Here is a 21,485-nt window from a genome sequence, read left to right as displayed (position 1 = left end):
GAGGCAGGGTCGTGAGGTTACTAAGCAGTACAAAGCGCCAGAGCTTGAGGATACGCGGGGAACGGCAAAGGAACATGAAGTTAGTGTTCTTAAGGCCATCGGTATATCAAGCTGACGAGGTGGAGGTGTTCGAAACGTTCGGCGGGGACCTCCCGGTATGATGCACCAGCCGTAAGCCGGATCGGAAAAGGAATGGGCGACTGTTCCCACAACGTGCCGGCAGGTGCCACTATACAAAAACGAGAACCATGAGTGTGCGAGAAGCGCGATGATTCGCGGCGGAAAGAAGTGTGCATTCATGACGGTTTTTTGATAACTGCATAGTACAATCTTCTTTCGCGATGCCGCATATTGCGCAATTTCTCCGCACATCCATCATGGATTACCGAACGGAGGAATCATACTATGTGTGGTATTGTCGGATATATTGGAAATGAAAAGACGCAATCGGTGCTGATCGAAGGATTGAAGAAGCTGGAGTATCGCGGTTATGACTCTGCGGGGATTGCTGTATTTACGAGCGAAGGTCTGCGAGTAGCCAAAGCCAAGGGACGTCTAGCGAACCTGGAGTCGAAGCTGGAGGATGCTCCGCTGGTAGGAACCGCAGGTATCGGCCATACCCGCTGGGCTACACACGGCAAGCCGTCAGATGTGAACTCTCATCCGCATACGGATGAAAGCCAGAAATTCTCGGTCGTGCACAACGGGATTGTGGAAAACTATCTGGAGCTGAAGGAAGAACTCATACAGCAGGGGCATCAGTTTGTATCCGAGACGGATACCGAGGTGATCTCTCACCTGATTGCACGCGAGTATGATGGGAACATCGTGAAAGCTGTACAGCAGGCGATCACTCATATGCGTGGTGCTTTTGCCCTTGGCGTATTGACTGAATATGAACCGGATAAACTCGTGGCGGTACGTCAAGCGAGCCCGCTCATTATCGGTCTGGGTCAAGGTGAGAACTTCATCGGTTCAGATATTCCGGCGATTTTGAAATATACGCGTGATGTTTATATTTTGAACGATGGGGAGATGGCGCTGCTTACCGCTGATGCTGTCGAACTGATGACGATTGAGGGGAATTTTATTTCTCGGGAAATGATTCATGTCGATTGGGATGCAGTGACTGCGGAAAAAGGCGGTTTCGATCACTTCATGCTGAAGGAGATCCACGAACAGCCTAAGGCATACCGCGATACAATGCTGGGCCGCATTGATGAGAGCGGACGTAAAATCGTATTCAAGGATCTTAAGCTGAGCGAAGAGCAAATTCGCAGCATTACCAATATTCAAATCGTGGCCTGCGGTACAGCGTATCATGCCGGATTGGTCGGACGCAGCGTGATTGAGCAGCTCGTTCGTATCCCAGTAGAGAATGATGTCGCATCCGAGTACCGTTACCGCAATCCGATCGTCACTCCGGAAACGCTGGTTATCGTAGTCAGCCAGTCCGGGGAAACAGCAGATACCCTCGCTGCGCTGCGTGAAGCGAAAAGCAAAGGCGCGCATGTACTGGCGATCACCAACGTAGTTGGCAGCTCGATCGCTCGTGAAGCGGATGATGTGCTCGGCACATTAGCCGGCCCGGAAATCGCGGTGGCTTCGACGAAGGCGTACAGTTCGCAGTTGATTGCTTTTTATCTGTTCGGTCTGTACCTGGCACAAGTCCGTGGTACACTGGCAGAAGAGGCAGCTGCTGAGATCATTGCAGCGATGGGGTCTCTGCCGGAGCAGGTAGAATCCATGCTATCCAACACCGAAGCGATCAAGGACTATGCCGAACAGATCTCCAAGCATCAGCACCTGTTCTTTATCGGCCGCGGTCAGGACTATGCCGTTGCCCAGGAAGGATCACTGAAGCTGAAAGAGATCTCCTATATTCACTCGGAAGCCTATGCTGCCGGTGAACTGAAGCACGGTACGCTAGCGCTGATCGAGGACGGCATTCCTGTAATCGCACTGGCGACACAAGAGGATGTCATGGAGAAAACCGTGAGCAACATCAAGGAAGTCAAAGCCCGCGGCGCCGATGTGATGGTCATCACTTATGAAGAGCATGTCGTGAACCTGCTGAAGTCGGTGGATCAGGCGTTTGCTATTCCGAAGACCCTTCCAGTGCTTACAGCTGCCCTGTCGGTCGTTCCTCTGCAGCTGCTGGCCTACTATGCTTCCCTGGCCCTCGGCCATGACGTAGATAAGCCGCGTAACCTGGCGAAGAGTGTGACGGTGGAGTAGAGAGTTCTTGTATTAAATTATAAAAGAGTAGTATCAGAGTCGAGCATATCCAGGACTTATTCCCGGGTTGCTCGGCTTTTTTTGCAGAATCGTGTGACTAAACAGCAGAATAGTTACTCCCTTTGTGAGCATTTTGAAAATATACTGTACTTTAAGTATTCTATTTTAGGGATAGAAGTGGATTTGGAATTAATCTGGAAGGGAGGATTTCGCAGTGTTGAATTTGCCTAAACTTGATGTACAGATGTCTTGGTGGGCTATGTCGGGGTTGAATCATAATGGATCGCTTGAAGAACAATTTGAGATGATTGCAGAAGCAGGTTTTGACGGGATTAACGGATTTATTCCGCCCTCCGAGGAAGAGGAGAAGTGGATCCGGCTATTGGAACGTTATGGCTTAACCTTAAGTGTGAACGCTTACCCGAAAACATCGGAGGACATGGCGCAGTTCCTGGAGCGGGCTCATCAGTTCGGAAGAGTTCAGCATATTAACGTTCAGGTTATGCGACCTTTTTTGACTGGGGACCCTGCTGTACAGATGCTTCGCGAGATTAGCGAGTTGTCTCGAAAAGCTGGCATTCCCGCATACATAGAAACACACCGGGGGACGATGACGCAGGATTTAATGCGAACGGTACAGTATATTGAAAGGGTGGACGAGCTTCGATTGACTATGGACTTGTCACATTATGTCCTTGCAGGTGAAATGCATTCAGTGTCGGACGAAGCAGAAGCATGGTTTCAACGTCTCTTAACACGATCCGCGGCATTCCATGCCAGGATGTCGAATGGTGAACAAATCCAAGTAGACGTTGGTCGTCAGGGAGAACATCCCATGACCATACACTTCGAACGCTGGTGGAGCGAAGGTATGAGGAACTGGCTGTCGGCAGCGTCTGAAGGCGACGTGCTTCCGTTCGTCATCGAGCTTGGCCCCCCGCCATATGCTATAACCGTGGACGAATATGCAGAACGTAAAAGTGAGATCAGTGATCGATGGGAGCAATCACAACAATTGCAGAGTATGATAAGGAAATTATGGGAAAAGGTTCAATTAGCCTGAACATGAGCAGCGAAAGGGTGAGGATATCTGTTATGAATAGTCATCTGCAGTGCATAGAAATAAAGAGCATGGATGAAGCGCTTGTTCAGGAGTTAAGCGATTTGTTAATCGCAGTGGTTGATGATGGAGCATCCATTGGGTTTTTGGCTCCGCTGCATATGGCGAAGGCGCAGAACTATTGGCGAGAGGTATTGGGCGAAGGGGTTCTTTTGTGGGTTGTCAGAGATAAGGAACGAGTATGCGGGACCATTCAACTGCATTTATGTTTAAAAGAAAACGGTCTTCACAGGGCCGAGGTGGCCAAATTAATGGTACATCCTGGCATGCGCCAGAAGGGCATTGGCAGAGCTTTGATGAAAACAGTGGAATCCAGGGCTCTCATGGAGGGCAGGACTTTGCTGGTACTGGATACGAGGCACGGCGACCCTTCCAATATCTTGTACAGGTCAGAAGGGTATGTGGAGGCAGGGATGATTCCCCGGTACGCCAAGTCCTCCAGCGGCGATCTGGACGCTACTCTTTATTTTTATAAAGAGTTTGGAGGTTAAAGAGAGGCGAACAACCAGCGGCAGGGATATCCCGCTTAGTGTGAAACAATCGGTGGAGCCTGGTTTACACGGGCTTCTTTTTTATGCAGCAAACAGCGCGCAGTATGCGGCTGCACCACTCTACGGAGCGTGGATTGTGAGAATGCGGTGAAGCGGATATGCTGTAATCAGGAGGCGAAGAACATGGATTGCAGGAAAGTCGGAGCACTGATACTCCGTCTTCGGAAAGAGAAGCATCTGACACAGAAAGAGGTAGCGGATGCGATGCATATCAGTGACAAGACTATTTCCAAATGGGAACGTGGTCTGGGATGTCCGGATGTATCATTGCTGCGCGATCTTTCACATACGCTTGGCGTAAACATTGAGCAGATATTAAACGGGGACCTGGATCCTAATGAAGCGGATGGAGGCAATATGAAAAACATTAAATTTTATGCATGCTCCTATTGCGGGAATGTCATGAGCAGCACCGGCGATGCCGGCATTTCCTGCTGCGGCAGAAAGCTTGCGCCGCTGATCGCACAGCGGGAGAACGAAGATCATCATATGATTGTGGAGGAAGTTGAAGACGATTATTACGTTACGATCCAGCATGAGATGAGCCGGGAACACTTCATTTCATTTATCGCATTTGTAGCTTATGACCGGATGATCTTTGTGAAGCTGTATCCGGAACAGAATGCGGAAACCCGTATCCCCAAAATGTACCGCGGTACCCTTTACGCACACTGCAGCCAGCATGGCTTATGGAGCAGGGAGATCAGAAAGACGAGATAAGCCAAAAAAATCAGACATTGAGCTAAAAAAACTTCATCCCCTATCAGTAGGCAGGCTGAATACATTATGATACTGTCATACTGAGGGAGGCCACCGCCGTGAAAAGATTGCAGCTTTTGGCTAAAAGTGTGTTTTTTAAATTTTCTCTGGCTTTCCTGCTGGCTGGACTGATTCCGCTCTTATCGCTCAGTTTCTATTCGATTCAAACCTTCACTTCTCATGTGGAACGGTATACGATGGATAATCTGCAGCAGATGGTCCTGTATATGAGCTACAACGTGAATGCCGCCATGAAAGAATATGATGAGGTGTCCAAGCTCATGTACACGGGACGATATGACGGATATGTAGAGGGTTCCAGTGACAATCAGGCCCAGAAGGTGAACACACTGGAGCAGATTAATTCTGTTCCGATTGAAGGGTATCTGAAAACACTGCTTTACAGTGATTCCTATATCAGCAGTGCGTATTTTGTCCGGAAAATGGACGGAAAGCTGTATTATGCTTCACGCTATAACACAGCGTTTATTCAAGATAAACTGCCTGTGAACGAGTGGCTTGAAGCTTTGAACGCCGAGCCTAGAAAGAGTGCTTTCTTCCCGACACATGAGACCGCTTACTTTAAAGGCTCCAATCAAAAAGTGATGACCATCGGAAGAAATTTAATTGATATATCGGGGGCTTTAACGACGGAGCCCAAAGTGGTGGGAACCCTGTTTTTTGATGTGGATGTCAGTGTGTTTCAGCAGTTTTTTTCCGAACTGAAGCTTGGCAGCCTGGACGAAATTTATCTCATTGATCGGAATGGAGAAGTATACTTCAGCAATCAGGACGTGTATGGGCAGACGCTGGATATGCAGGAGCAGAATGACAAGGATATGCTGTCGCTTAGTGAGCCTGTTCCATATCTCGGTGGAAATATTGTGGCAAATATCTCGAAATATAACTTGTTTGAGCAGCTGAGTATTACCCGATTCACTGTTTTTTTGGCACTGGGGATCTGTTCAATTGTTCTGGTATGCCTGGGCGTATGGTTTTCCCGCAGGCTTTCGGCTCCCATTCGCCGGGTGATTCAGCAGATGGTCCGGGTGGAATCCGGGAATCTGGAGGCTCGGGTTGCGGTGAAAGGGAATGATGAAATTGGCAGACTGGGCCATGGTTTTAATCGGATGGTGGAGCGTCTTGAGACTTTCATCGAAGAAGCTTATGTTGCCGAACTGAAGCAGAAACAAACCGAATTGAATGCATTAAAAAGCCAGATCCGGCCGCACTACCTCTATAATACGCTGGAGGTCATCCGGATGAATGCTGTACATAATGATGACCCCGAGGTCGGAGACATGATTCTTTCGTTGTCCAACCAGCTCAAATACGTCATTGACTACGGGGAAGAATGGGTCACGCTCCAAGAAGAGTTGGATCACTTAAAAGATTATTTCTATATCATTGATGTCCGCTTCGAAAGCCGCTACAGCCTGAAGGTTCACATTGCAGAGGATGTCTCCAGAGATACGGCGGTCCTAAAGCTGTCCTTGCAGCCATTTGTGGAAAATGCCGTTCAGCACGGGCTGCAGCCGCAGGGCCGGGGGACGGTGAGTATAACGGCCACCAAGCGGGGAGACCGGCTTATGATTATGATCATGGATGATGGCATAGGGATGGATGAGCCCGATCTGCTGCGTGTGCAAAATATGCTTTCTGAGAGCGGAACGCCTGCGGGACATGTAGGGATGAAGAATGTGCATGAACGCATCCGCTCCCTGTGCGGTGAAGAGTACGGTGTATCAGTATCAAGCAGGCAGCACATCGGTACCGTGATTACAATGGAATTTCCGCTTAGAGAGGAGCATCCTGGACAATGATTAAGATCGTACTGGCAGATGACGAGCCGCTCATTATCAAAGGGCTCCGTAAATTGATCGACTGGGACGGTATGGGTATGGAAATTGTGGGGCAGGCCGGTGATGGCAGGGAACTGCTGCAGCAGATGAAAGAGCTGCAGCCCGATATTGTGATCAGCGATATTAGTATGCCCCACTTGTCAGGTATAGACATTATCAGGCATGTGCACGAACACGGCTGGGATATCAAGGTGATTTTTATTAGTGCTTATCAGGAGTTTTCCTATGCAAGGGATGCCGTAGCGTTTGGAGCTGTTGATTATCTGGTCAAGCCTATTCAAAAATTACAGCTGGAACAGGTGCTGCACAAAGCAGCCTCATTCATTCACAAGCATAATGAAGAAGAACGGCGGAAGGGAAAGCTGAAACTGTACGAACGCAAAGTACATGAGGAAGAGTTGACGGAATGGATTAGCTCGCTGATTGACGGTACGATGGATGTCAACAGCGAAGTCTGCCGTTTATTGAGCAGCCGTTGGTCTGGTCCGCTGTACAGTATGGGAATCATTGAAGCTGACCTTGCAGGCCATCCGCACAAGTGGAGCGAGAAGGAGAACCGGCTGATTGAATTCGCAGTCGTCAATATTGTACAGGAAGTGGTTCGTGACAGCGGCTCCGGACACGTATTTGTTCTGGAGGGGAACCCGGTGTATTTGTGCTGTCATGATCACCCTGATGATGTACGGCAGGTGGCGTATGACATCCATAATAAGGTAACCACATTTCTGAAACTGGGAGCCGCGGTTGGCACCAGCAGTGTTATGGAATCCATTCATTCGCTTTCCGATGCGTACAAGCAAGCCCGGCATTCACTGGATATGAAATATTTCCTCGTTTCATTTAAAGTCATTGAATATCAACGTGCTGAAGCTTCGAAGTCTTATAACGAGGAGCTGTATGAGATGCAGTACCGTATTGCAGATTCGTTTATGAGCGGCGACCGGATCGCAGTGCGGGAAGGCATGAACCGGCTGCTGGATGTTGTGCGCTCTGCAGCTTACGGCAATCGGTCCCTCGCGGTCTCTATTTGTTTCTCCACCCTGATGGTTCTGGGTCAGGCATTGGGGAAAAGCGGCTTGATTAAGCCGGAACGAGGTCCGGACAAACAGCAAATCCAGCACCGGCTGGAGCAGATTCCTGCGTTTGATGCACTTCGCTTGGTCATGCTGGAATACTGCGAAATCCTGTTCCATGCCATTGAAGCAGAGTCGGGAAGTAAGGATAAGGCTTTGATGGCGAAAGTGATGCAGTATATCGACGAGCATTATGCGGATATTACGCTGGAATCCACAGCGGGTGTTGCGTTTATGAATCCCAGTTATTTCAGTTATTTCTTCAAGAAGCATACCGGACATAACTTCAAACAATATGTTACTGAAATTCGGATGAAGCATGCGGTAAGTATGCTGCTGCACACCGATATGAAGGTTTATGAAATTGCGGATAAAGTCGGATATAATAACGCCCGGCATTTCAGCGACATTTTCCGGAAAATCTATGGCCAGCTCCCTAATGATTACAGACAACATCATCCATCCAGCAGTTAACCGGGCATACAGCCCGGTTTTTTCATTTACTCGAAAACACCGCACATGGAACTAAAAAAATTTCATTACGATTCACGGAGCAATTTGATAATCTTTGTACAGGAAGTTTCATTCCTGCGAAGTTTGACCGCAGTATATCGGGAGGTCTACCTAATATCAGAGGGAGGTATAAATATGAAACGCAGATCAAAGACACTTGCAAGCGTACTCATGGCGATGACACTTATGATTTCAGCTTGCGGAGGTAATGAAGGCAATAACGGGACAGCAAGCGGAGAAACGCCAAACACAGCAGCACCGGAGGCCAAAGAAGTTAACTTTACGATTGGTTATGCCACAGGAGACCCGGCTGGTAAAAAGGCGATCTCGGAATCCATCAAGGCATTCATGGAAAAGAACCCGAATATCAAGATTACCGATGTCAGTGAAGGGACGACGTCATCTTACCTGGATTGGCTGAAAACAATGGACGCGGTTGGGGAGTTTCCAGACCTAGTAGAAATGAGGGATACCGAGGTTTTCCTGGAAGCGGATAAAATTGTTGAGCTTCCAGAAGAAGTACGCGGATTGTTCAATACCCTGCCGGAGGTAAACGGAAAGATATATAACGCACCGATGGTGTTAACTTCGCCGCAAGGGATCATTTACAGTAAAAAGGCATATGAGGATGCTGGCGTTACCGAGCTTCCGAAAACATATGATGAATTCCTGGATATTCAGGAAAAGCTGAAAACCAGCGGAATTACCCCGATCGTCGTAGGAGGAAAAGATATTTTCCACATGGGCTTCTGGCTGAACAAGTTTTTGATTGATCAGGTCTATGCAGGGGATCCAGACTGGAACTCCAAACGTACGGCGAAGGAAGTCAGCTTTACGGACGAAAATGTCGTACAGGCGATGAAAGATTATAAAGAACTGTTTACCAAGTATGTGGATAAAGGCTGGCTGAGCACGGCTGACAATCAGACCGCTTCGATTCTGGTTTCAGGCAAAGCGGCACAGCTGTTCTCAGGACCGTGGATGTTTACACAGATTCAGGAAGCGGATCCAAGCTTTGAATTTGGGTTCTATGCGCTGCCGGATCGGAATGGAAACCGCAATGTGCTCGGACTGCCTTCTCCAGCAGGATGGAGTTTATCGAAAGAAGCATCTACAGACTCGGATAAAGTGGACGCGATTAATGAATTCATTAAATTTTTCTTCTCTAAAGAGCAGTACTCCAAATTCCTGGAAGTATCGAATGGCATTCCTTCCACGAAGGAGCAGGTGAGCTATGAGGCGACAGAGCAGATGCAGACCGTGCTTGATATAATGGCAGATTCGTCGATCAAGAAGTCGCTGGCCATTAATAACTGGTGGGGAGAAAACCAGATCCCGCCTCAGTTCCGGAACTGGTTCTATAAATTGATGCAGGATCTTGTGCTGAAAGATGGGGACGTAGCTGAATACATGAAGAAAGCAGACACCGAGTATGACATGCAGGTAAAAGCAAACAATCAGTAATTGGATGATGTGAGAACCTCTGCTGCTTGCTTGGGCAGAGGTTTTCTTAAGCTATAACAGCTTTTTAAGGAAAAGGAGGAGCAAGCATGGTTGTTCAGCAGCAGCATAATGATCCAGCAAAAGCCATCGCCATGCCGGCCGTCAAAAAGAAGAGAAAAAAATGGCAGTGGTATGCATTACTGTTCATACTGCCTTCATTTATACTCTACACCCTGTTTGTCATTGTACCTACGCTGAGCAGTGTGTACTTAAGCTTTACTTCCTGGGACGGCATTAGCACAGAGGTCCGGTATATCGGACTCTCCAACTTCGAAGAAATCATACAGAGCGAACGCGTCCATAATGCGCTCAGGAATACGATCATTATTACGGTTGCTTTGGTTATTCTTGAAAACCTGGCAGCCCTGGTGCTCGCTGTCCTTGTCGATCAGGTTCGCTGGTTCCGTAACATGTTCCGCAGTATCTTTTATTTCCCTGTTCTGCTTAGCGGTATTGTTATGGGTTTTATCTGGACGATTATTTTGAATTATAACTTTGGTGTATTCAATCAGCTTTTAATTATGGTGGGTCTGGAATCCTGGATGAAGGACTGGCTTGGTGATCCCAACTATGCTCTTCTGTCCATCATCCTTTCCACCGTATGGAAATCGGCCGGCTATTATATGATTATTTATCTGGCAGGGCTTCAAAGTGTGCCTGGAGATTTGACAGAAGCAGCAGGCATTGACGGTGCGAACCGTTGGCAGCAGTTCCGGCATATTACCTTCCCACTATTGGCAGGCGCGATGACGGTATGTATGGTCCTGTCCATGATTGCTGCCTTGAAAATATTCGATCAAATTGCCGTCATGACGGATGGCGGCCCAGGTTTCGCTACAGAAACGCTGACCTATATCATCTACAAAGTCGGATTCGGAGAGATGCGTCAAGGCTTTGGTACGGCGATGGCGTTAGTCCTGTTCCTGCTCATTCTGATCGTTACGATTATCCAGGTGAAATTTTTCCGTAAGAGGGAGGTGCAGTTGTAATGGAAAAGCGCCGAAAGGTGAATGATGTGCTCATGTTCATGGCTACATTACTCCTGGCCGTTATCTTTTTCTTTCCGATTTTTTTCAATCTCATGTCGGCATTTAAGACAAATCCGGAGATCATGCGGGATGCAATTGCACTGCCAAAATCGCTGAATATCGAAAGCTTCAAGTATCTGCTGACCGAAACCGAGTTTCCGGCGGCTATGCTGAACAGCTTATTGCTTACCGTGCTGTCCGTTGTGTTCATGGTGCTTATTATTCCCATGGCGGGCTATGCGATTGAACGTCATAACAGGACCTGGACCCGTGTAATTTTCACGTTCTATCTGGCAGGGATGATGATTCCATTCCAGGCTTACATGATTCCTTTATTTAAGGAACTCAAAATGTTCGGCTTGTACGGGAATTTGGCGGGTCCGATCGTCGTATATGTTGCAGGCTCAGTGGGATTTGGCTGCTTGTTGTATACGAGCTTTCTTAAGGGGGTTCCCCGTGAAATTGAGGAGTCGGCGGAGATCGATGGGTGCACCCGCTTCGGGACTTTCTGGAGAATCGTGTTTCCGCTTCTGGGGCCCTGCACGGCTAGTATGATTGTTCTGCAAGGCCTGGGGATCTGGAATGACTTTCTGATGCCGATGCTTGTGCTTCCATCCGGACAGCCGAAGACGATGATTGTAGAAATCTTCTATTATGTCGGCGAGTTTTCCTCACGATGGGATATGATATTCGCCGGAACGACGATGTCGATCATTCCGATCCTGATTATATTTCTGTTCCTGCAGAAGTACTTTGTAAAAGGACTTGCCTCAGGCGCGATCAAAGGTTAAAAACGTTCTATCAAACAGTCCGTAAACCGGTTGGTTTACGGACTGTTTGTGTTTAAATCACTGATTCCCATATGAAATGATCTCTAAATGTTGAGGTACTTTGGAAGATTCATCCATACCTATAATGAAAGTATAGATCATCAGGCGGGGGGTTGAATTACAAAAATGAGTATCATTGAGGTAGATGGAGTCACAAAAACATACCGCCAGTATAAGAGGTTTCCGGGGCTGCTCGGCTCTGTTCGCAGCTTGTTTACCAGGCAGTATGTAGAAGAGACTGCCGTGCGGGATATTAGCTTTTCCATTGGGGAAGGGGAAGCTGTCGGATATCTGGGACCGAACGGTGCAGGCAAATCGACGATGATCAAGATGATGACTGGCATTCTGGTCCCCACTTCAGGGAGTTTACGTGTACTGGGGAACATCCCCCATGAGAAGAGAAAGCAGAACTCACGCGAGATGGGCGTGGTGTTCGGCCAGCGCAGCCAGCTGTGGTGGGATCTGCCGGTGATGGATTCCTTCGATCTTCATAAATATGTGTACAGGCTTCCCGAGTCACAATTTCGAAGCAATCTGGATTTCTGCACGGAGCTGCTGTCCATGTCTTCTTTTATGCAAAAGCCAGTACGGCAGTTAAGTTTGGGCCAGCGGATGAGGGTGGAAATCGCGATGTCTCTGCTGCATGAGCCGCGTATTCTGTTTCTGGACGAGCCGACCATCGGCCTTGATGTCATCGCAAAAGATCAAATCCGGCAGTTTCTAAGAACGGTCAATGAGGAGAAGAAAGTTTCTATAATTTTGACGACCCATGATATGAAGGATATTGAGGCCATCTGCTCCAGGATGATCGTTGTGAACAAAGGAAATCTCGTTTATGACGGTTCGGTTTCTCACCTGCGGAATCAGCTGGGGAATGAACAGCGGGTCACGATTGACTTCCGCTTCGATCCGGGAACGATCGAGACACCAGGCTTAACTCTGATACAGGATAACGGTGTCCGGAAAACCTTCCTCTTCGAACGCAGCCATACCACCGTATTTGAATGCGTCAGCCGATTAGCAGCCCAGTATCCGGTAGAGGATGCATCCATCGAGACTGAGGATATTGATTCGGTCATCCGAAAGCTCTATCAGCAGCTGGATCAGAAAGAGCGGGAACGGCGGGAGATCGGGTGAAAGGGGCGGAAGTTACTTGAAGGCTTATATCATGTTCGGCGTTAAATCGTTCACCAAGCAAATGTCCTATCGTTCGGAGGTGTGGCTGCGCCTGTTGGGTAATTTCGCCGTAATCTTCATTCAGGCAGAGATCTGGAAGGCCGTGATCGGCAGCGGACAAGTGGACGGTGTCTCGGCTCAGCAAATGATTACATACAGTATTATTAACACACTCATGCTTGCCTTGCTACTGCATCGCATGAGCAGCCAGGTAGATGGAAGCCTGAAGTCCGGAGCGATTGCATCCGAGCTGACCAAGCCGCTGTCCTATCCGCTCTTTCTGCTGTCGAGCGGATTGGGGAGCTCAGGATATCAGCTGGTGTTTACGGTGATTCCGTCGCTTCTGATCGCCTGGTTCGCATTTGGACTCATTCCACCCGCTTCAGGTCTTCATTTCGCAGGTTTTCTGGCAGCGATTGGATTGGCGTTATCCATCTCATTTTTGCTGGGATATTTGATTTCCCTGATCGCGTTTTGGGTGATGAATCACTTTGCGCTGGATTGGATGCTGGGCGGATTCATTACGATTTTTTCAGGGACGTTTCTGCCGCTCTGGTTCTTCCCGGAAGCGTGGCAGTCCGCTGCAGGCTGGCTTCCATTTCAATTTCTAGGGTATGTTCCTGCCGCAGTATATCTGGGTACCTTAAGTGTTACAGAAACCATGGTGCTGTTGGTCAAGGGGGTGGCCTGGTCAGCCATCCTGCTTGTGATTGTACATAAATTGTGGAAAAAAGCAGTTCGGCGGCTTGTTATTCAAGGCGGATGAGATGTAGGAGGTAGGTATGACACTGCGGTTATTTTGGAAGCTGGTTCGCCTGCTGATGAAAGAGAGGATGGAGTATCGAGGAGATTTTTTTCTCGCCATTGCTGCTCAGATCATCAGCTATACAGGAGACTACATTATTATATGGCTGTTCATTCAGAAATTTAATCACATTGCCGGCTGGACGTGGCCGGAGATCGCGCTGCTCTACAGTATCAGTCTGTTTACATACGCACTCGGGGCAGCCTTTTCGTTCGTGCAGATGCGTGATCTGGAGGGGCAGGTGAACAACGGCACATTGGATGCTTTGCTCGTAAAACCTGTCAATCCGTATCTTTATCTGATCTGCCGAGGATTTAACCTGGGTTATATTGCTCATCTGGTCGTCTCCGGCTCAGTCCTGATCTGGGCACTGACGGCGTTGGATCTGGAATGGAGCGCTATGCAGATTATTTACCTCGTGCTTACAATAATCAGCGGTGCACTGATTCAGACCGGCATTCTGACCACAATCGGAGCGACTTCATTTATATGGGTAAGATCGGGATTCCTGTTTAATCTGTTTTTCAAAATAAAAGATTTTATCTCGTACCCGCTTCCTGTATTCGGCACGTTCATTCAGATTCTGCTCACATTCGTTATTCCATTTGCCTTTATCAATTACTACCCGGCTTCGTTTCTGCTGTCGCGCGATACCATGCTGTTGTCTGATGAAGTGATGTGGCTGGTGCCGTTAATGGGGCCGCTCTGCTGCCTTGCGGGATATCGGTTTTGGATGTATGGCGTGAATCGGTATCAGGGTGCTGGAGGTTGAAGGGTATAATGCTCATCCGGGGAATCGGGACTTTTTAGACATCCAAGCGATATTCATTTGTTTTATTGGAAATGGCAACTAAAACCATACTCTCTTCGTCTGGATAAGCAAAGGGGGATGGAATATGCGTAAAACGATGATGATCATTCTTACATTACTGATGTTAGTCCCTATGCAGCCTGCTTCGGACATCTATGCCTTGTCCTGTGTAGAGATTCCGTCTACTGAAGACGCCTATGACAAGTATGACGCGGTTATTCACGGCCGTGTGGAGAAAGTGACTCGCCGTAAGGATCATTATGAGGTTAAGGTCACTGTGATTAAGAGCTTCAAAGAGATTCAGAATCAGCAGATTACGATGAAAGACGATATCACCTGGGGAGCTGTAAGGGGACCAGAAGATATTGGCAAAGAATATCTTCTCTTTCTAAACAAACAGGAGGACCAGTGGGTACTTCCGTTATGTGCTCCTACGATGAACATATCGGATGCGGCAGAGGAACTGGCGTTTTTGAGTGAAAAGGAGGATCCGCTGACTTCAGAGGATCCGGATGAAGAGACTGAACCTGCAGTTTCTTCATCCGGGGGTGGTGACACAGGCAGTCCGTCCGTGATGCAGCAGGAGAACGGCGGAGAGCAGCATGTCTGGATTCTGATGGCGGTCATAAGTATGAGTCTGGCTGTACTCATTGCCGTGCTCGGTATGGAGTATCGTGCGAAAATCCGGCGTGACAGAGGAATCTCGTGAGAGTAGAAGGGGCGAGTTCAGCCCAGGGTAGCTTAGCCTAGCCTAGCCGAGCCCAGCCCAGCCGAGCCGAGCCCAGATCAGCCGAATCTAGGGTAGCCCATCCGAGCCCAGCCCATCCAGAGATAAGCCTGGAAAACAGGCTTATCTAGGAAGATGCATCAAGCAAAAGAGGACATCATAAATATTTTGAAACTAAGCGTGATACATGGCGTATATTCCAACAAATTGAAATTGTTGGGAGAGAAGAATGTATGTCATTTTTCAATAAAATGCTGGCAAGTGTAGGTATTGATGCTGTACAGGTGGATACACGTTTGGAGAAATCCTCTTACGCGCCTGGCGAAGATTTGAAGGGGGTCGTCCATATTTCCGGTGGCAGTGTGGATCAAAAGGTAGACGGGATCTATGTCAAACTGATGACGGAATACATTCAGGAAAAGGATGACCGCAAGTACAACCAGTCGTATACTGTAGCAAAGATCAAGGTTTCGGATGGACTCCATGTTAAGCAGGGGGAGAAGCTGGAGATTCCGTTTCAGTTTCCGCTGCCGCTGGAAACCCCGTTGACCCTGTCCCGCCAGCCTGTATGGATCCATACTGGACTGGACATTGACTATGCCATTGATCCAAAGGATCGTGACTATATTGAGGTCACGGCACATCCATATGCTGCTGTCGTGCTGGAAGCTGTCTCACAGCTTGGTTTCCAGTTTAAAGGATCGACATGTGAATACCATCCCCGCCTTGGACGCGGAGTACCTTTTGTACAGGAGATTGAATTTTATCCAGGTCCCGGCTTCTCTGAGGTACGTGAGCTGGAGCTGATCATGTTCCTTGAACATGACGGGTTGTCCCTTATTGTGGAAGTAGACCGCAGGGGAAAAGGGATCTCCGGCTGGATGGAACGCTCCTTCGATATGGATGAGCGGCAAGGCCGTTTAATGCTGGACGATCAGGATTTGCAGCAAGGTCCGGCATATATTGCTGGAATTCTGGAGGATATGATCATAAGACAGGCATCCTAATGTTGATAAAGCTGTCCGTTACATCCGATTGAGAAAGGATGCATCGGACAGCTTTTTTGTAAAGAAGCTTATAATGACTGAAAATTTATGGTATTTAAGTCCATTAATATTTAGTATAATAAAATCCTATAAACACTAGAAGGGATGGGTTATTCCATGAAATTTACAGAGTATCCATATCAGCGTCCGGACATGAAAGAAATTGAACAGCGGTTTAAAGAATTGCTGAAACAGTTTAACGAAGCATCTACTTTTGAAGAGCAGGACGAGGCGATGACGGCTGTGAACAAGCTGCGCCAGAACGTGGATACCCAGTCGACCTTGGTCAGCATCCGTCATTCCATTGACACGAACGATGAGTTCTATAAACAGGAACAGGATTATATGGATGAAGCTGAGCCGGTGTATCAGGAATACATAACTGACTATTACAAAGCACTGACCCAATCCCGTTTCCGTGAGCAGCTTGAGGCCAAATGGGGGCGCCAGCTGTTTGCACTTGCAGAGCTGTCCCTGAAAACGTTTAGTCCTGAGGTCATTCAAGACCTGCAGCAGGAGAATAAGCTGTCTACAGAATATTCCCAGCTGATCGCATCCGCGAAAATTCCATTTCAAGGAGAAGAGCTGACGCTGTCCCAGCTGACTCCGTTTGAGTTGTCTACAGACCGGGAGACGCGGAAGGCTGCATTCCAGGCCCGTTATCAATTCATGGCAGAGCATGAAGCGGAGTTCGACCGCATCTATGATGAACTGGTAAAGGTCCGCCATACGATCGCTAAGAAACTCGGGTTCAACAATTTCGTGGAGTTGGGTTATGCACGGATGGCCCGTACGGATTATAATGCAGAGATGGTGGCAAATTTCCGGAAACAGGTTCAGGATTACATTGTACCGATGGCGACCCAGCTTAGAGAGCGTCAGCGCAGCCGGATCGGCGTGGAGGATCTGTTATTTTATGATGAAGGCTTCAGCTTTAAATCGGGTAATGCAGCGCCAAAAGGTGATGCAGACTGGATCGTCCAGAACGGCAAGAAAATGTACAGTGAGCTCTCCCCGGAGATGAACGAGTTCTTCAACTTTATGATCGACAATAACCTGATGGATCTGGTCAGCAAGAAAGGCAAGCAGGCCGGAGGATACTGCACGTACATTCCGGACTACAGCGCACCGTATATTTTCTCAAACTTTAACGGTACTTCCGGAGATATCGATGTACTGACGCATGAAGCAGGCCATGCTTTCCAGGTGTACGAAAGCCGTGGATATCAGGTTCCGGAATACAACTTCCCGACATATGAGGCTTGTGAGATCCATTCCATGAGCATGGAGTTTTTCACCTGGCCTTGGATGGAGCTGTTCTTCCAGGAAGACAGCGACAAGTACAAATTCAATCATCTGGCGGATAGCCTGCAGTTCATCCCTTACGGTGTTGCTGTAGATGAATTCCAGCACTATGTATATGCCAATCCGGAAGCAGCGCCAGCCGAGCGGAAGTCAGCATGGCGCGAGATTGAACAAAAGTTTATGCCGCACCGCAATTATGCCGATAACGATTACTTGGAGAACGGTGGATTTTGGCATAAGCAGGCTCATATTTTCAGAACACCGTTCTACTATATTGACTATACCTTGGCCCAAATCTGTGCATTTCAGTTCTGGGTAAGGCTTCATGATAACTATGAAGCGGCATGGAAGGATTATCTGAAGCTGTGTCAGGTTGGCGGCAGCCGTTCGTTCGTAGAGCTGGTGAAATACGCCGGACTGAAGTCTCCGTTTGAAGATGGCTGTGTGGCGTCTGTGGTTGATCAAATTCAAGGTTGGCTGAACAGCGTGGACGACAAAGCACTGTAATACTTGATGAAGTAAGCGGTGCTGTTCCTATATAGGGAGACGCTGCGCTGCATTGTGCATTACCCAAGACCGCTCCTTATGTAGAATGGCAGTGACGAGGCTGCCATATATAAAGGAGCGGTTTTTATACATAGGACATTAATGTTGGCGGTAGAAGAGACATCGCAGGACCGAACGAAAACCAGGATGCCTCTAACGGACATGGAGTCCGTTAGAGGGGCAAAAACGTGGATGTTTGGGGACAATTTATTCTTAAGAAGCGGGAGCATCACCCTTAGAAAAACTTACAAATCAAAAAAAGGCGATAGACTGCTGCTCATCAAGAGCCAGTCTATCGCCTTTTGTATTATGCCTGCTTTACCTGCCGTACCTTGGACACGGGAGACGTCTGAGGATCTTTATCCTCAGCAGGAGAGGTACGTTTGATGAACAAGCTCATCAGCATCGCAATCACTAGAAGTATCACGGACACGAGGAAGGAATCATTGATTCCGTGTACCGTAGCCTGACCGGATACCTGCGCCGTCAGCTGCTGCAGTTCAGCGGCTGTTGGCTGGGTTCCCATCCCAGCGGCTGCGTCACTCACCATGCTCTCCACATACGACTTGGTCCGGTTGGTCATCACTGTGATCAGGAGTGAGGTGCCGATTGCACCTGAAACCTGGGCCAGCGTGCTGTTCATCGCTGTTCCGTGCGGTGTGTACCGGAGCGGCAGCTGGTTCAGACCATTGGTCATGATCGGCATCATAACCATCGACATGCCAAACATCCGGAAGGTATACATAATGATCAATGTACTGTATGGTGTTTCAAGCGTTAATTGACTGAACATGTAACTCGTAACAACAGAGATTGCAAGACCTGTGAAAGCTAATATTTTAGCACCGAACTTATCGAACAATTTGCCGGTGATCGGCGACATGATTCCCATACAGATGGCACCTGGCAGCAGCAGCAGTCCGGAATCCAGCGGAGAAATCTGGCGGATGGTCTGCAGATAGATCGGCATGAGCAGCATGGCCGAGAACATCGCCATATTCATAAAGATCGAAATGGCGGAGGATAAAGCGAACATCGGGTATTTGTATACCCGGAAGTCCAGCATCGGTTTATCCAGCTTGAATTGACGAACAATAAACAGGATGAGACTGACAAAACCCGCAGCCAGGGAGATGAATACAACGGGATTGTCCCAACCGCCCTGCTCTGTATTTCCAGCTGTACTGAAGCCGTACAGGATCCCGCCGAAGCCGATGCTGGATAAAGCAATCGAGAGTGCATCAAGTTGAATCGCGATGCTCTCCTTTTTGTCTCTCAGCTTGAAGAATCCAAGCAGCAGCACAAGCAGTGCGACGGGCCAGATGAGATGGAAAAGCATATCCCAGCGGTCATAACGCTCAATAATCCAGCCGGAGAGGGTAGGCCCAATAGCAGGAGCAAAGATCATGACCAAACCGAACATGCCCATCGCCCCGCCGCGTTTCTCTACCGGAAAGCTTGTCAGCATAACGTTCATAAGGAGCGGCATCATGATGGCAGAACCGGAGGCCTGAATCATGCGTCCTGTCAGGAGAAGCGCGAAGGTTGGGGCAAATCCGCCAAGAATCGTACCTATTGTGAACAAACTCATCGCAATCAGAAAGAGTCTGCGCACAGAAAAACGCTGGATTAAAAACGCGGTAGAAGGAATCATAATCCCGTTTACCAGCATATAACCGGTTGTCAGCCACTGTACCGTTGAAGGGCTGGCAATGTTAAAATGTCTCATGATTGACGGCAGCGCGATATTCAGCAGCGTGTTGCTGAGAAGAGACACAAAAGCCCCTGCCAGCAGGATGGCTATAATTCCATAAGTCGATCTTGAAACGACTTGAGGCTGCTCCTTCGTAGTTTCCATCTATGTTTCCTCCAGTCAAATAAAAATCCATATGCAGCGATAAAAATAAATAATGAACAAACTGTTTATTAATAGTCGCGAAGTCTATTATAATATACCCATGAATCAATGCAATCAACAATATTCCGCGATCTGTCATGTTATCGACAGAGTAAGGTTTTTTGTCTACTATTTTTGTTTGGAATCATATTTAAATGTTGACATAAGGGGGATATATGAAGGAACCTGTCCTGGATCGAAGAATTGTAAAAACGAAGAAAGCATTGCGTGACGCCCTGACTTCACTAATGAAGGAAAAAACATTTGATGAAATTACAGTCAGCGATTTAACGGTGAGAGCGGATATTAACCGGGGTACGTTTTATCTCCACTACCGGGATAAATATGACTTGCTGCAGCAGAGTGAAGAGGAGATTTTGGCTGGTGTCCAAAAAATCCGCTCCAAGAAAAAGAAAATGCTCAAGAAAGAAGATCTTCCGGTGTTTGATTTCATGAATAAGCCGCTTCCGCTGGTCGCGGAGTTATTTGAATATTTACAGGAGCACGCCGAGTTTATGACAGTGATTCTGGGTCCCCGAGGAAATCCTGCCTTTCATGTGAAGCTGAAAGAAGTGATGAGCAGCACGATGGCCCAGAGCATTCTGGCCCGGCTAGGCGAAGATCAGGAGGAATTAATCGTACCCATCGACTATTTGTCCTCCTATGCTATCTCCGCACAGCTCGGTGTGATCCAGCACTGGCTGAACACGGGAATGAAGGAATCTCCTATGGAGGTCTCGCTGATCTTATCTCGTCTTATTTTCAGCAATCCGGTTACATTATATAAACATCCGAAAACCTAAAACGGAAATGGCAGGTGTGAGTGTTTACGAGTAAGTACGGGTAATATCACTTCATAATATAAATAAGGAGATGATGGTCTTACATGACGTTATCATTTGGACTAATCGGTTCCATCATCGGAATTAATGTTGTTTATGTATCGATTTTTACACTGCGGCTCATTTTAATGATCAAGGGCCGGAGAGCACTGGCTTCTTTTCTGGCTATGGTGGAGGTTTTTGTATACCTGCTGGGATTGAATCTGGTGCTGCAAAATCTGGACAATCCGGTAAATATGGCAGCTTATTGTCTGGGATTTGGCCTTGGCGTTTATCTGGGTAGTTTAATTGAGGAGTACCTCGCCCTGGGATATCTGGTCGTACAGGTCATTGTTGATTCTGTTGAGCTTGAACTGCCTGTGACGCTGCGGGAAAAAGGGTACGGCGTGACCTCCTGGACCGCGGATGGAAAGGAAGGCAAACGTCTGGTGCTCCAGGTTCTTGTGAAGCGAAGCAATGAAAAGCGTTTGATGGAAACATTGAAGAAGCTGTCTCCACAAGCCTTTATCATTTCGCATGAACCGAAAAACTTTAAAGGCGGATTCTGGGTGAAGTTGACGGAACGCCAGCGCTTTTAAGGGGAATATACTATATAATGAAGTAAGAAACATCAAATGAGTTCAAGGAGTGATTAGCGTATGGCGCGTACTCGTACACAGAAGGCGCTCCGTAAAGCGGAGCGGGCCGGAACCTGGTGTGCATCAGGCATGAGGAGAACGAATGAGGATTTTGGAGCCCTGTCACAGCATGTTCGAATCAAACCGGGCAAGCAGGAAATATTGCAAAAAGTGAAGCATAAAAAGCGGATCGGAAACGATGACGCTTTTTTTGTTGCGGCTGCTTAAGTGTGAAT

General features: G+C 48.0%; 19 protein-coding genes. 18 read left to right on the top strand and 1 reads right to left on the bottom strand.

The features are described from left to right. The first annotated feature begins 405 nt into the window (after positions 1-405). From glmS to HII30_RS19545, 15 genes are all read left to right on the top strand, one after another. Complete coding sequence (gene glmS, locus HII30_RS19615; protein WP_169506742.1) at positions 406-2,238, top strand: glutamine--fructose-6-phosphate transaminase (isomerizing); 1,833 nt, start codon at positions 406-408, stop codon at positions 2,236-2,238. Between the two features lie 217 nt (positions 2,239-2,455). Beyond that, the gene (locus HII30_RS19610; protein WP_246246741.1) at positions 2,456-3,301 is read left to right on the top strand and encodes a sugar phosphate isomerase/epimerase family protein; all 846 of its coding nucleotides are present in this window, start codon (positions 2,456-2,458) and stop codon (positions 3,299-3,301) included. A 32-nt stretch (positions 3,302-3,333) separates the two neighbouring features. After that, the gene (locus tag HII30_RS19605) at positions 3,334-3,849 is read left to right on the top strand and encodes a GNAT family N-acetyltransferase (RefSeq protein WP_169506741.1); all 516 of its coding nucleotides are present in this window, start codon (positions 3,334-3,336) and stop codon (positions 3,847-3,849) included. A gap of 183 nt (positions 3,850-4,032) precedes the next feature. Beyond that, entirely contained in the window at positions 4,033-4,629 is a 597-nt protein-coding gene (locus HII30_RS19600; RefSeq protein WP_169506740.1) for a helix-turn-helix domain-containing protein, read from the top strand. A gap of 98 nt (positions 4,630-4,727) precedes the next feature. Beyond that, positions 4,728-6,491, top strand: a complete 1,764-nt coding sequence (locus HII30_RS19595) for a histidine kinase (RefSeq protein WP_169506739.1) — start codon at positions 4,728-4,730, stop codon at positions 6,489-6,491. Further along, positions 6,488-8,077 (top strand): response regulator transcription factor, encoded by a 1,590-nt coding sequence (locus HII30_RS19590; protein WP_169506738.1) that lies wholly within the window; start codon positions 6,488-6,490, stop codon positions 8,075-8,077. Before HII30_RS19595 ends, HII30_RS19590 begins: the two co-directional genes overlap by 4 nt. Positions 8,078-8,251: 174 nt before the next feature. Further along, positions 8,252-9,580: an ABC transporter substrate-binding protein gene (locus HII30_RS19585; protein WP_169506737.1), complete on the top strand. Its 1,329-nt coding sequence runs from the start codon at positions 8,252-8,254 to the stop codon at positions 9,578-9,580. A gap of 131 nt (positions 9,581-9,711) precedes the next feature. Further along, positions 9,712-10,608: a carbohydrate ABC transporter permease gene (locus HII30_RS19580; RefSeq protein ID WP_169506749.1), complete on the top strand. Its 897-nt coding sequence runs from the start codon at positions 9,712-9,714 to the stop codon at positions 10,606-10,608. After that, positions 10,608-11,438 (top strand): carbohydrate ABC transporter permease, encoded by an 831-nt coding sequence (locus HII30_RS19575; protein WP_169506736.1) that lies wholly within the window; start codon positions 10,608-10,610, stop codon positions 11,436-11,438. The genes HII30_RS19580 and HII30_RS19575 overlap by 1 nt, the downstream gene beginning before the upstream one ends. A gap of 165 nt (positions 11,439-11,603) precedes the next feature. Next, complete coding sequence (locus HII30_RS19570) at positions 11,604-12,614, top strand: ABC transporter ATP-binding protein (protein WP_169506735.1); 1,011 nt, start codon at positions 11,604-11,606, stop codon at positions 12,612-12,614. Between the two features lie 16 nt (positions 12,615-12,630). Next, positions 12,631-13,419 (top strand): ABC transporter permease, encoded by a 789-nt coding sequence (locus HII30_RS19565; RefSeq protein WP_169506734.1) that lies wholly within the window; start codon positions 12,631-12,633, stop codon positions 13,417-13,419. A gap of 16 nt (positions 13,420-13,435) precedes the next feature. Beyond that, complete coding sequence (locus HII30_RS19560; RefSeq protein WP_169506733.1) at positions 13,436-14,230, top strand: ABC transporter permease; 795 nt, start codon at positions 13,436-13,438, stop codon at positions 14,228-14,230. 124 nt (positions 14,231-14,354) lie between these two features. Continuing rightward, positions 14,355-14,978: a hypothetical protein gene (locus tag HII30_RS19555; protein WP_169506732.1), complete on the top strand. Its 624-nt coding sequence runs from the start codon at positions 14,355-14,357 to the stop codon at positions 14,976-14,978. Positions 14,979-15,229: 251 nt separating this feature from the next. Further along, positions 15,230-16,003 (top strand): sporulation protein, encoded by a 774-nt coding sequence (locus HII30_RS19550; protein WP_169506731.1) that lies wholly within the window; start codon positions 15,230-15,232, stop codon positions 16,001-16,003. Between the two features lie 156 nt (positions 16,004-16,159). Continuing rightward, on the top strand, positions 16,160-17,854 hold the full coding sequence (locus HII30_RS19545; RefSeq protein WP_169506730.1) for a M3 family oligoendopeptidase: 1,695 nt from the start codon (positions 16,160-16,162) through the stop codon (positions 17,852-17,854). A 346-nt stretch (positions 17,855-18,200) separates the two neighbouring features. Here HII30_RS19545 and HII30_RS19540 read toward each other — a convergent pair whose 3' ends face one another. Next, a complete protein-coding gene (locus HII30_RS19540; protein ID WP_169506729.1) occupies positions 18,201-19,751 on the bottom strand; it encodes a DHA2 family efflux MFS transporter permease subunit in 1,551 nt (516 codons plus the stop codon). Between the two features lie 215 nt (positions 19,752-19,966). On the opposite strand from HII30_RS19540, the gene HII30_RS19535 reads away from it, so the two are divergent. The 3 genes from HII30_RS19535 (at position 19,967) to HII30_RS19525 (ending at position 21,477) form a co-directional block, all read left to right on the top strand. Then, complete coding sequence (locus tag HII30_RS19535; RefSeq protein ID WP_169506728.1) at positions 19,967-20,593, top strand: TetR/AcrR family transcriptional regulator; 627 nt, start codon at positions 19,967-19,969, stop codon at positions 20,591-20,593. Positions 20,594-20,676: 83 nt separating this feature from the next. After that, positions 20,677-21,210: a DUF2179 domain-containing protein gene (locus HII30_RS19530; RefSeq protein ID WP_169506727.1), complete on the top strand. Its 534-nt coding sequence runs from the start codon at positions 20,677-20,679 to the stop codon at positions 21,208-21,210. A gap of 60 nt (positions 21,211-21,270) precedes the next feature. Further along, positions 21,271-21,477: a hypothetical protein gene (locus HII30_RS19525; protein ID WP_169506726.1), complete on the top strand. Its 207-nt coding sequence runs from the start codon at positions 21,271-21,273 to the stop codon at positions 21,475-21,477. Positions 21,478-21,485: the final 8 nt, after the last annotated feature.

It is taken from the genome of Paenibacillus lemnae (assembly GCF_012933385.1).
In the GTDB taxonomy this organism is placed as follows: Bacteria; Bacillota; Bacilli; order Paenibacillales; family Paenibacillaceae; genus Paenibacillus_AQ; species Paenibacillus_AQ lemnae.
This window is presented reverse-complemented; position numbering and strand designations above follow the sequence as displayed.

Coding starts and splice junctions, on each gene's coding strand:
- HII30_RS19570 (WP_169506735.1), top strand. CDS start 11,604: ATGAGTATCATTGAGGTAGATGGAGTCACAAAAACATACCGCCAGTAT.
- HII30_RS19605 (WP_169506741.1), top strand. CDS start 3,334: ATGAATAGTCATCTGCAGTGCATAGAAATAAAGAGCATGGATGAAGCG.
- HII30_RS19540 (WP_169506729.1), bottom strand. CDS start 19,751: ATGGAAACTACGAAGGAGCAGCCTCAAGTCGTTTCAAGATCGACTTAT.
- HII30_RS19590 (WP_169506738.1), top strand. CDS start 6,488: ATGATTAAGATCGTACTGGCAGATGACGAGCCGCTCATTATCAAAGGG.
- HII30_RS19575 (WP_169506736.1), top strand. CDS start 10,608: ATGGAAAAGCGCCGAAAGGTGAATGATGTGCTCATGTTCATGGCTACA.
- HII30_RS19530 (WP_169506727.1), top strand. CDS start 20,677: ATGACGTTATCATTTGGACTAATCGGTTCCATCATCGGAATTAATGTT.
- glmS (WP_169506742.1), top strand. CDS start 406: ATGTGTGGTATTGTCGGATATATTGGAAATGAAAAGACGCAATCGGTG.
- HII30_RS19600 (WP_169506740.1), top strand. CDS start 4,033: ATGGATTGCAGGAAAGTCGGAGCACTGATACTCCGTCTTCGGAAAGAG.
- HII30_RS19555 (WP_169506732.1), top strand. CDS start 14,355: ATGCGTAAAACGATGATGATCATTCTTACATTACTGATGTTAGTCCCT.
- HII30_RS19535 (WP_169506728.1), top strand. CDS start 19,967: ATGAAGGAACCTGTCCTGGATCGAAGAATTGTAAAAACGAAGAAAGCA.
- HII30_RS19550 (WP_169506731.1), top strand. CDS start 15,230: ATGTCATTTTTCAATAAAATGCTGGCAAGTGTAGGTATTGATGCTGTA.
- HII30_RS19545 (WP_169506730.1), top strand. CDS start 16,160: ATGAAATTTACAGAGTATCCATATCAGCGTCCGGACATGAAAGAAATT.
- HII30_RS19560 (WP_169506733.1), top strand. CDS start 13,436: ATGACACTGCGGTTATTTTGGAAGCTGGTTCGCCTGCTGATGAAAGAG.
- HII30_RS19580 (WP_169506749.1), top strand. CDS start 9,712: ATGCCGGCCGTCAAAAAGAAGAGAAAAAAATGGCAGTGGTATGCATTA.
- HII30_RS19585 (WP_169506737.1), top strand. CDS start 8,252: ATGAAACGCAGATCAAAGACACTTGCAAGCGTACTCATGGCGATGACA.
- HII30_RS19525 (WP_169506726.1), top strand. CDS start 21,271: ATGGCGCGTACTCGTACACAGAAGGCGCTCCGTAAAGCGGAGCGGGCC.